This window comes from Siminovitchia terrae, from assembly GCF_003605405.2.
Lineage (GTDB): Bacteria > Bacillota > Bacilli > Bacillales > Bacillaceae_C > Siminovitchia > Siminovitchia terrae.
The window spans coordinates 52,526-64,630 of sequence record NZ_QYTW02000030.1; the positions used below are offsets into that span (position 1 = coordinate 52,526).

The window sequence follows — 12,105 nt, forward strand, 5'->3', positions numbered from 1 at the left end:
GTGCGTCTTAATGATCCGTTGGTCACCTCTTTTGTTTATGAAGATGAAGAATATGCCATTGATTTGGCTTTTGATAATGTCCTTGACGTGTTTGACGTGCTTGACGACAAAGCCCTTAGAGATCACGAAAAAGTCAAAATAGCCCTTGAATTATTGCTAGGAGATCAACCTTACGAGGCAACAGTTGATTTATGGAATCACATTTATGAGTCATTTATCCATATCGAAAGCAAGCAACTAATTGAATACGACAGAAAAGGAAATCCGATGCCTGTTAGAGAGGATGAAGACAAGAAATTCATCGACTTGAGCAAAGACACTGAATACATTTTCGCGTCATTCCAGCAAGCCTACAACATGAACTTGTTTGAGCAACAAGGGAAGCTTCATTGGCGTGAATTCAAGTCGTTATTGAATGGATTGCCAGCTGATACGATCATGCGACGCATCATCTCAATACGAATGTGGGAACCGTCTAAAGGTGAATCAACCGAATACAGGCAGGCTATGCGTAAGCTGCAAAAAATATATGCGCTTGACAACGAAGAGCCGGAGGAGGTGGATTGATTGAGCGATGGCAGCATTAAGATATCTATCGAAGTAGATGGCAAGCAAATTGAAATAGCGTCAAAAGATATGGATGCAATGAGTAGCGTTGCGAAGAAGCTAGGCACAGGCCTTAAATCTACAGAATCTAGTGTTGGTGGTTTAGGTAGTAGTAGTGCTAAGGCAAGCAAGGACGTAAAAAACGCCTCTGACTCTGTCGAAAACTTAGCCGATAGCGGTAATAAGGCAAGTAAAGACCTCAAAAACGCCGATAATGCAATAGATGGCGTTGCTGATAGTAGCGCAAACGCCACTAAAGACATAAAAGGTACATCTGATGGTATAGATGATTTAGCTGATAGCGGATCTAAAGCAGGCAAAGATTTGAAAGATGTTGACAGCGCAATAGACGGTGTTGCGGATAGTAGTGCTGACGCAAAAAAGGGTATTGGTGATACATCTGATAGTTTAGATGACTTATCAAGCAGTGCAAATGAAACAAAAGTTGATTTGAAAAATGTAGATACTGCTATAGATGATTTGGCAGACAGTACACATGGAGCTAATAAAAATGTTTCCGACACTTCGGAAAACCTCGATAAACTATCAAGTACCGCAAATGACGCATCTAACAAAATTGATGGCGCAAGTGGCGCGGTAGATGATCTAGGAGCTAAGGGTGGTAAAGCTGGTAGTGAAATTAAGGATGTTGACGGAGCCGTTGAAGACTTAGGCAACAAGAGCTCAAAAGCGCAAAGTGATGTTAATGGTTTAGGTGATTCTGTAGACGGTTTGGGTAATGAGGCAGACCATACAACAAAATCAACAGACGATTTAGGTAAAAGTACTGATGATGTAGGTAAAAAAACATCCGGTGCAACAGCACGCATAAAAGAATTAGCGGTATCAATTGGATTGGTGGCCATTGCATCAAAGGCGTTCGATGTTCTGAAATCTTCGCTAGATGACGCTATCGGAAGATTTGACACCTTGACAGGATTCCCAGTTGTAATGGAGCGGATGGGTTTTAGTAGTGAACAGGCTCAAAAATCCATCTCTAAGCTATCAGACGGCATACAGGGCCTACCAACAACATTAAACGGCATCGTGGCCAGCACTCAAAATATTGCCATTTTAACAGGTGACTTAGATAATGCAACGGACACGGCGTTGGCGCTAAATAATGCATTTTTAGCCAGTGGATCAAGCGCCGCTGATGCAGAGCGTGGTTTAGTGCAGTATGTTCAGATGCTTTCTAAAGGGGAAGTTGACTTGCAGTCGTGGAGGACGCTGCAAGAAACGATGGGATATGCAATAAACAAGACAGCGGAAGCATTTGGTTATGCTGGCAAATCAGCACAAAACGATTTTTACGAAGCCTTGAAGTACGGGGCTGTTTCTTTTGAGGAGTTTAACGATAAGTTAATTGAGTTGAATAATGGCGTCGGTGGATTTGCCGAAATGGCATCTACTGGTAGCGCGGGTATTGCTACATCTTTTAGTAACTTGAAAAATGCGGTCATCGTCGGGGCTGCAAACATGATCACATCATTCAATGAGTTGTCGAAAGAAGTAACCGGAAATGACATCGCAAAGAATCTTGATGGGTTAAAGGTCGTTGTTGGCTCAACGTTCAAATTTATTGGATCGACTATCGAAGGTGTGGCGCCTGTTGTAAAAGGATTTGCATCAGCAGTACAAGCAACTACCCCGATAGTACAAGCCTTATCTCCTGCGATCATTGGACTAATGTCGGCTTATGCTGCACATGCAGTGATAACAAAAGTTACAGCCGCAGTACAGGCATCTAACGCAGTTTTAAAAACAGCTATGGCATCTACGCAAGTCATGACTTTGTTGACGCAAAAACAGACTTTAACACAAATATTGTCAACTAATGCAACACTTGCCGATATAGTTGCTAAACGAGCCCAATTATCAACAATTAAGTTATCATCCTTAGCGATCGGCGTAATGACAGGTGCTGTATCTCTTTCCACAGCTGCACAAGTTGTTGCGACTACAGCAACTTACGCATTGGGTGCCGCAGTTAAATTCTTAATGGGTCCAATCGGGTGGATAACGGCTGGAATTGGATTATTAGTGGCGGGTACAATCGCTATCGTAAAGTGGTTCAAAAAAGCCACCGAAGAAGGCACTAGATTAAGTGGTGAAACGGAAAAGTTAGCGAGTTCGACTGATGAATTAAGTAAGGCGACAGAAGAATCGGCTGCAGCCCATGAGAAGAACCAATCAAAGATCGAAACTAACGCAGAAGCTTATGCCCAATTAGCTGCTAAAGCAGAAGAAATGGCTTCAAGAGATAAATTATCAGGAGAAGAAAAGAAGACTCTAAACTCTTATATCGAAGAATTAAACAGAAATGTTAGTGGTTTAAATCTTGTTTACGGAGAAGAATCAAAGGCGCTAAGCGCATCATCTGAACAAATATTAAACCGCATCAACCTCATGAAAGAAGAGGAAAAGCTACAATCAGCCCAAGAGAGACTCACGGAAATAATGAAAGAACAAATTGATATCCAGAAACAGTTAGAAGATATCAATTCTCTTAGGGAAGAATGGTCGCAAAAACTAGAAGAAGGAACAGTTAAAAGCGGAGAACATAAGAAAGCTCTTAAAGAACTGGAAGAACAAGAGACTACTCTTATGGAAGCTAGCAAGTTAGCTGGTGAAGAAAGAATAAAGGTAGACCAGCAAATAAAAGAATCATCTGCAGCAGTAGCGGCAGCGGCTGAAAAAGACACAGGACGCCAATTATTGATGCTCGACGAATTATCCGAAGCTCAACAAAAAACCGTTGAAAATATGAAGGATACGTGGGAAAGCTACAAAGATTCAGCACTGGATATGTTCAATACGCTCAGCGAAAAATCCGAAGTATCTGTAAGCGAAATGACCAAGAACCTCGAAGAAAACCAACGGATTATTACCAGTTGGTCTGAAAATATCGCAAAGCTAGCGGAACGTGGTGTGGACGAAGGTTTACTTAACACTTTGCGTGAGGCTGGTCCTGAATCAGCCGGGCATGTCAATGCGCTTGTTAAAGCGTCGGATAGCGAGCTTGAGAAGTTAAGCATAGCCTTTTCCAAAGGTGGAGACGTAGCAACGAAGGCGTTAAGTACATCACTTGGCATTGAAAATTCAGGAATCTTGGAATCCGTTGGGCATTTGGTGATGAATACTGAACGTGCACTTACTGAAAGTATTGCTGGCGCAGGTTTCGAATCGATTGGCGGAGATGTGTCAAAAGGTCTAGCGCAAGGGATTGATGCGGGATCTAAAGAGCCTGCTAATGCATCTAAAAAAATGGCTGATGATACAACGAATGCAGCTAAGGATTCTCTTGGAGTACGCAGTCCATCGAGAGTGTTTAAAGAAATCGGCACAAATATCACAGAAGGTCTAGTACTCGGTATCGATGGTGGATCATCTAAAGTCGTTCAAGCAATCCAAAGGATGTTTAAGTCCGTAGAGACTAATTCCACAAACAGTTTTAAAACGATAACTAGAGGCTATGACAACGCCGTAAAACAGATTGAGACAACACTTGCTAAGTTGCCACAAGTCACTCAAAAGGCAATGCAGAATATGACGAACAGGCTAAAAAGTGGGTCACAAGCGCAACTGAGCGCTATGAAATCTTTGTCCCAGAAATACGATCAGTCAGTTAAACAAATTGACAAGTCGCTTAACAAACTTTCTAAAGTGGCTCAAAAAGCAATGTCTGACATGCTTAATAGAATAAAATCAGGCGGAAATGCACAGTTAAATACCATGAGAAGCCTAGCCAGAGCTATGCCGATTCCTTTTAACAGCTTACCTGGTCAAATGAGGTCAGTCGGGCAACATGCAATGTCTGGCTTAAACTCCGGTTTAAATGCCGGCAGTGGTCATGTAATGTCGACAGCTAGGAGCATTGCAAACAGAGTAGCAAGCACGATGAGACAGGCTTTAAAGATACATTCTCCATCTCGAGTTACGAAAGAAATCGGGAAGTTCGCTGGACAAGGGGTGGTTAAAGGTCTTGCATCCACAAAGAAAGGTGTAGCTGCTGCATCAAAAAATATAGCGAATGAAGCTATTAAAAATCTGCAGTTTAAGTATTCCACCAAAAGATTAAGCCCGGCAAATTACATCGCTGGATTGAGACAAATTCAACGCCAATACAAACTTACTGGTGATCAGTCCAGAAAACTGCAAAAGGAAATGTACCGGGCAAACCAAGCTATCATGAAGCAAGCTGAAGCACATAGCAAGTCGATTAAAAAGATCAATGACGGCGTTAAGAAGGCTGATAGCGCGTATCTAAAAAAGGTTAAGTCCATTAACAGTAATCTTGCTAAAGACATCAAGAAAGCGCAGGATGATTACAAAAATCAGCTTTCCAATCTCACTAAGTCCTTATACAACCAAACAGGCTTGTTCGATAAAGTTAAGGTCAAAAGAGTTGACGCAAACAAGCTACTCAAAAATTTAAAAGACCAAAACGCACAATTCAAGCAATTTAAGTCCGATATTGCAAAGATCCAAAAAACCGGAGTATCCAAAAACTTTGTAAATGAACTCAGGGAAATGGGTGTCGATGCTGCAGCAGAGATCAATGCTATTGCTAACATGCCGAAATCAATGTTGAAAGATTATGTGAAAGCTTGGTCTGAAAAACATAAACTAGCCAAAGATGAAGCTACTAAGCAAATGGCTGACGAAAAGAAGAATATGCAAAAGCAAATTAAATCTTTGACAGCGGCAGCTAAAAAGGAACTGACCAAAGCTAAAGCTGATTGGCGAGCCAGTTTAACTAAGTTGAGTGAGGAAACTAAAAAACTCGGAAACTTCAAAAACAGCGGAAAGGTCCTGGGTAAAAATACTGTACAGGGTCTAATCAAAGGATTAAAGACCATGAAAGGGCCATTGGCTAACGAGGCTAGAGCACTTGCTAAGACCATTGAAAAAGAAGTCAAGAAGGCCCTTAAAATCAAATCTCCCTCTCAACTGATGAGGGACGAAGTCGGAAAGATGATTACAGCAGGAATTGCGGTAGGAATTGATAAAGACGCCAAGACGGTTTATAAAGCTTTGGATAACCTGTCTCAAGGTATGATTTTAACTTCGACCCCTGAAGCTGCACTAGGAACATCAAGAATGGGTTACGCAAATTCCAGTAATCACGTTATTGATGCCTTACGAAGCTTTAAAATGCCACCTGGAAACCAACAGAATGATGACAGTGAGACTAAATCTCTCCTAAGTCGCATCGTGAAAAACACTGAAAATATCAGTGGTGATCTATACATTGGTCCAGAAAAGGTGGGTGGATGGATAGATCGAAATCAAGCTAAGAGGACTGGTCTGTATGGAAGGAGGATCGCTATTGACTAGATTCGGAATTACATTTGATGGCAAACACAGCTATAGAGACTATGGATTAACTGTTGCAGATAAAGTTATAGGCAATCCATCGAAAATCAAAGTCAAAGAACGCGTTCCCTTCTCCAATGAGATATATGATTTCAGCGGGATATACAGCGGTCAGGAATACGAGGAACGCCAACTAACCTATGTATTCAATGTTAAGGATTATGATAAGATCGATCTTTCAATAAAAAAAGTCGAAGTTCTTAATTGGGTGATGCGGCCTAATAGAAAGGTAAAGCTGATTGATGATTATATCCCAGGATACTACTTTATTGCCGAGGTTGAGGAAGATCCTGACTTTGGCGAATTGAGGTACCACGGTACATTAACAGTCAACTTTACAGCATACCCTTTCAAAATTGGTGAACTCGAAGAAGGCAATGACTTATGGGATCCGTTTAACTTTCTGTTGGACTATGCACAAGCCACAGAATTTGATATACGAGGCAGTCAAAACATTACGCTGTATAATCCAGGAACTAACACAAGTAAACCAACTATAAAGGCCACAGCACCAATGCAGATCATTAAAGATGGTAAGACGTTTAACGTGCCTGTCGGAGAGTCGCAATCATATGATTTCTTGTTGACAGGGATTGAAAACAAAATGACGGTAAGAGGAAACGGCAAAATCTCCTTTCACTTCCGAAAGGAGCTGATCTGATGTATAAAGTCACCATCATTAATGGCGGAAAGGAAACTGTCATTCATCATCCGTCCTTTAACGATTTAAAGGTACAGGAAGGGCAGATTAACAAAGGTATCAATGTTTCTGACAGTTTTAGCTTTACAATCATGCCAAATAACCCTGGCTACAACATAATACGTCCACTCAAAACTCTAATCAATGTTTTCAACATGAAAACAGGAGCATATGAGTTTGAGGGGCGTATTTTAATGCCCACAGAGTCCATGAGCGATTCCGGAGTATTTGCTAAGGCGTATGTCTGCGAAAGTGAATTAGGATACTTAAATGACAGCGCACAACGTCACGGAGAATACCATGACATAACTGTCCGACGGTTCTTCGAAATTATGATTGCCAACCATAATGCTGACATTGCTAATGATGATATTGATAAAACCTTTAGAGTTGGGGAAGTGACGGTCACCAATACCACAGACAACATTTATCGATATCTTGGCTACGAATCTACTTTCGACACCATCGATGATAAATTGATCAGCCGTCTAGGCGGAGAGTTGCGGGTCCGAAAGGAAAATGGTGTCCGTTATATTGATTATCTTGATAGTATTGGGGCCACAAAACAAACAGAAATAAGGCTTGCGAAGAATCTGAAAAGCATCACTAAAGAAGCTGATCCTGATGAAGTAATCACAAGATTAGTGCCTTTAGGAGAACGCATTGAATCAGATTATGAAGATGCAACGGACGCTAGCGAAGCTAGACTTACAATTGAATCGGTGAATAACGGAAAAGAATATATCGAGGATACGGAAGCCAAGTCAGTTTTTGGTGTGATAACCAAAAGCCAAGCATGGGATGATATTACAATACCATCAAACCTATTAAGGACCGGTCAACAATTTTTGAAAGAAAACAACCGAGTAAAAGTAAAATATTCAATCACTGCCCTCGATCTCTCATTAATTGGACTTGATACAGACAGTTTTGAGGTTGGGAACTATTATCCTGTCATCAACCCAGTAATGGGCATTAACGAGCATTTACGAGTTATTGCTAAGACAATTGACATCATTGAACCAGACAATAATGACCTGACCATCGGTGATAGATTTCCCACAGCCTCACAGTATCAATATGAGGCTAATAAAGCACAAAAAGAGGTTGTGGGCCTCAAATCAACAGTGTCTAGGCAGAACACTAAGATTGGTACACTATCTATCAATCTTAGTACCACGAAAGATGAACTGGAAGCAACTAAACAGCAGTTGCAAAACTTTGAACAGGTCACTGACCAAGACATAGAATCTATCACCAACTCAATTACTACCATGTTGGACACTATCCAGCAATTGGAACAGATTGTCACAGATCTGGTATCTGTAGTATCACCGGAAGAAATCCAGCAGATGAAAGATGATATACAGAACAACTCAACAAACATCAAAACGAATACTGATGCAATTTTTGATATTAATAATCAAATCAGTTCAATTAATATAGAAATAGAAAATATAAAACAAAGATTAGATAATGGAGGGTTGTGATATGGCTGATATAAGCAATGAACTAATTCAGATCAAAAGTGCTATATACGGCAAAGATGTACGCGGGTCTATTCATGATGGGATTGATAAGATTAACCGAGAAACAGAAAAGACAACTGGTATTGCGAAAGATACAGAACGTAGGCAAACATCCCTTGAACAACAATTTGATGAACAGATTCAAAATATGACGTTAGATGACCCATCCTCTGCCGAATTGGTTGCTGCAAGAACAAATACAGTAACTGGAGAAACACTTACTACAATAGGTAGAAGATTAGATGAAGAATACGAAAAGTTCTCAAGTGAGATTACCAACATATCCGGTGTTACTGGAAAAACACCATATGATTATTTATCGTTGGTCAGCGGATTAGGGACACCTGATGAAGATTGGACTCTTGCTATACAAACGTTGATAGACACCGGAAGACTACACAGGTTACCACCAGGTAGATATAGAGTAACAGAGGAATTGAAAATGAGACAGAACCGATCGTCACTAGAAGGTGCTGGTAACACACTAGTATGGGATAAATCAAAAGACACAGTCATATTCTATGATGGCCCAACAGATCCGAACAAGACTGTTTTGCGTGTATCAGGTAAACCAATAGGAGAAACATCGGACATCCAACTTTCAAATATCCATTTAAAAAACATTGTCTTAGATGGAAACCAAAAGGCAGGATATGGCTTATATACCAATTATGTGACTAATGACAGCACAGTTGAAAATGTGACAGCTGTGAATTGTATTAACCATGGTGTGTTTATCGCAAAATCGTGGTACGCTTCATACCGTAATATCATCGCGGCGTTTAACCTTGGTTGTGGTATAACGATCGGGAAAGGATTTGAGGGATGGGCGGGTTCTGATCGTCAAGTAAATTCTGTTTATTTTTCAAATTTAAGAGGATTTGATAACGGGAAAGATTTAGCGTTTGATATGGAAACTAATAGAGAATGGGGTTATGGTATCGGATTGTATGATGGCTATAATCTTATGTTACGAGGAATAACGTGTGAACGAAATGACGGAGCTGGCCTTGTATTTAACAATAAAGCTACTGGTGCAGGTGTTCAAGGTTCCTATTTTGAACGAAATGGGCAAAGGGATTCAGGTGCAAATGGAATGGATCGAGCCATTATTTATGTGGGCAATTCTGGAGGTGGCGGCCATTATCTATTGGATACATTTCTTGTGGGAGAACAATCACATGAGCGTCATCAAACAATTTTTTTAACAGGTGGAAGGCCGAGAACAGAACTGGTAATTGATAGAGTATCATTCGGTAAGTTAAACGCTGAATGGAGTGATTATAAGCTTCATAATGCCTATTTCGGTATGGCTGCCTATATTAAAGGACACGCACCCAAAAATACAGTAATAGTAGATTACGGGCAGGATACATTATATGTCCGTTCGAACGGTTCGGATAATAATGACGGCAGATCATCATCAACTGCATTTGCGACACTTCAAAAAGCAATTGAAATGGCTGAGTATTTTGAGCGAGTGACAAAAATAAACTGTGCGGGTCTTGTGTCCGGAGAAATTACCTTGGACCTTTCCAAAATCCGAAAAGAACTACGGATTGATGGTGTGGGCACAGCCAAAGTGATTAATGCATCAGCCCATAAAGGGTTAGAGATTAAAAATAACGCATTTAAAGTCACGATTGCTAACTTTGGTGAGATTTCAAGGATAATTGCAGAAAACGCAGATTTGAATATCTTAGGGTCAACATTGGCTCTAAAAGATAATTCCGCTACCCCATGCCTTAATGCAATTGACTCTAAAATTAACATGAAAACAGTAATGGTAGACGGTAAAGGTAGTTCGGCGCCAGTTAAAAATGGAATCAGGAGCAATGGGTCAGAAATAAGAATGATGGATTGTAATACATCAGGACTTGATAATTATTTCAGCATAGAGAATAACGGAATAGTGATGGCTGATCGTTATATGGCCGGATTTAACTATATTGACTTTAGAGATGGTTCCGGTCATGTAATTGGCGGAAACAAAATGATTACAAGTGCAGGAGCTATTACATTTCAATAGGAGGTGCAGCTTTGAGAAAGGTTGAAAAAGAGTTCCCAGTTGCCCGTTTAATTCATGAAACAAGGACAAGTATTGGCGAAAAAATCTTAGCTGTGAATGAGAATTGGGAGGAACAACAAGCAGAAATTTTTACAGTTTTCTTGTCTATTGATGACGAACAATTGTCTCAACAAAGCTACGTGGCACGGGGATCAGCTTTTGATTTGTTGATGTCAAACACAGGTAAGAATAGAGAAGATCAAATTTGGCAGGTGGTAGATATGATTCAAGCTAACCAATAAAAATAATATTGAGAAACAAATTGATAAAATCTTTCTCCTTTCCTATAATTAAAGAGATTTGGAGGAGGATTTATGACTAGGTTAATCAAATTTTTATTATCAAAAGAGTTTTTCTTTGTGTTATTTTTAACATCTGGGTACTTTAAGTCGTCAGAGTCAAAAATAGATATAACTTTTGTGTGTTTATTGGTTACTGTAGTACTGGCTTTAAAAGACATGCCTAATAAGATGGAAAAGGTAACATTTAGGTTAATAGTTGTTCTTGCTTTTATATATGCGCTCATATTAATAGGTTTTTTATATTCGCCTAGTGCATCTTATGCTATTGATAAACTGATAAAATTCACAGTTCTAACCATCCCTGCTTTCTTGATTGGAATTATGATTTTGCAGTCAGAGGAATCGGTAAAAAGATTCTTAAAATCTATCATTGCTGTTGGGGTTACGATGTCAGTATTCGCTATTTATCTCTTTATGAGTAACAATGCTGGTATCGGTTTTATCGGATTGGGTGACGGTAATTACCTAGGGCTAGGAAGAGTAACCGGATTGACGTTCCTTATATTAATGATTTGGATCACTTTTTCTCGAATGCCGCGCATAAAAGCGTTACTGACCATAGCTGTGGCATTGCTTGTCTTTGCTGCTTTATCTATATCAGGAGCTAGGATGCCGTTACTTGCTGCATTAGCAGTTGGCGCTCTAATAGTCCTACGTTCAGTTCGGATAAAAAACGGTGTCGTACTTGTAAGTAGCGGATTTAAATATCTTTTCTCTTTGTTAATTGTTGGAGTAGCGTTTGTGTCTTGGTTGTTTTCCAAAGGTTATTTAGACACAATTATATACAGAGTGTCTGTATTGTTCACCGAAAAACAGGGAGGAGTATCTGCTGAAGGTAGGCTTGATAGATACAACGAGGCTTACGAAATGTTTGTTAGCAGTCCGATTTTTGGTAAGGGATTAGGGAGCTTCACTATATTTTATAATAATGGGGTAGATATAAACGACTATCCTCATAATATATTCCTAGAATTTCTGTCTGAATTAGGGTTAGTTGGGTTAATAGGTTTTTTAGTTTTAATCTTTTTATGTTTAACCCCTATTTTAAAGAGTGGCTTTAAAGGTATGAAGTTGGAGCAATCAGCTTTATTGGCATGCTTTTTATTCTTGTTATTAAACGCAAACACAACCGGTGATATAAACGACAACAGAATGATGTTTGCCTTTCTAGCAATCATTTTTAAAGTTGGTACTATCAAGAGAAAAGAATTTGAAACTGTCAGATCGGTTAAAGTGCCCACTGAGCAAAGCGGTGGTCGCATTAAAGGAAGACAGCTGGCATGAGGTTAACCTAAATCAAAGTATCTTTGCAAATAAGTCATTTTATTGTTTTAAAAGAGTCCTTTTGGGCTCTTTTTATTTTGCAGAAAAGGAGAGGGAGTATGGAAACTATATTTAAATCAGTTGTCGCTGTCATCGGGGCGATCATTACATTCTTATTGGGAGGTTGGTCGCCTTTGTTACAGGTGCTAGTTATTTTTATTGTCATGGATTATGTATTGGGATTTTTGGTTGCAGCAA

8 protein-coding genes are annotated in these 12,105 nt (G+C 39.8%); all 8 read left to right on the top strand.

Annotated features, from left to right (window positions below; genetic code table 11):
- A complete protein-coding gene (locus tag D5F11_RS21745) occupies positions 1 to 567 on the top strand; it encodes a Gp15 family bacteriophage protein (RefSeq protein WP_120118329.1) in 567 nt (188 codons plus the stop codon).
- Positions 568 to 5,946: a tape measure protein gene (locus D5F11_RS21750; RefSeq protein WP_120118330.1), complete on the top strand. Its 5,379-nt coding sequence runs from the start codon at positions 568 to 570 to the stop codon at positions 5,944 to 5,946.
- A complete protein-coding gene (locus D5F11_RS21755; RefSeq protein ID WP_185830844.1) occupies positions 5,939 to 6,646 on the top strand; it encodes a phage tail family protein in 708 nt (235 codons plus the stop codon). Before D5F11_RS21750 ends, D5F11_RS21755 begins: the two co-directional genes overlap by 8 nt.
- Positions 6,646 to 8,175: a phage tail spike protein gene (locus D5F11_RS21760; RefSeq protein WP_120118332.1), complete on the top strand. Its 1,530-nt coding sequence runs from the start codon at positions 6,646 to 6,648 to the stop codon at positions 8,173 to 8,175. The genes D5F11_RS21755 and D5F11_RS21760 overlap by 1 nt, the downstream gene beginning before the upstream one ends.
- A gap of 1 nt (position 8,176) precedes the next feature.
- Positions 8,177 to 10,243, top strand: a complete 2,067-nt coding sequence (locus D5F11_RS21765; protein ID WP_120118333.1) for a hypothetical protein — start codon at positions 8,177 to 8,179, stop codon at positions 10,241 to 10,243.
- A gap of 11 nt (positions 10,244 to 10,254) precedes the next feature.
- Positions 10,255 to 10,524, top strand: a complete 270-nt coding sequence (locus tag D5F11_RS21770; RefSeq protein ID WP_120118334.1) for a hypothetical protein — start codon at positions 10,255 to 10,257, stop codon at positions 10,522 to 10,524.
- Between the two features lie 72 nt (positions 10,525 to 10,596).
- Complete coding sequence (locus D5F11_RS21775; protein WP_120118335.1) at positions 10,597 to 11,868, top strand: O-antigen ligase family protein; 1,272 nt, start codon at positions 10,597 to 10,599, stop codon at positions 11,866 to 11,868.
- 98 nt (positions 11,869 to 11,966) lie between these two features.
- Positions 11,967 to 12,105, top strand: a 139-nt coding sequence (locus D5F11_RS21780) for a phage holin family protein (protein WP_185830845.1), incomplete at its 3' end; no start/stop codon positions are given.

Bases quoted from the DNA above. Each gene is read 5' to 3' on its own strand.
- D5F11_RS21775 (WP_120118335.1), top strand. From the start codon at position 10,597: ATGACTAGGTTAATCAAATTTTTATTATCAAAAGAGTTTTTCTTTGTG.
- D5F11_RS21765 (WP_120118333.1), top strand. From the start codon at position 8,177: ATGGCTGATATAAGCAATGAACTAATTCAGATCAAAAGTGCTATATAC.
- D5F11_RS21760 (WP_120118332.1), top strand. From the start codon at position 6,646: ATGTATAAAGTCACCATCATTAATGGCGGAAAGGAAACTGTCATTCAT.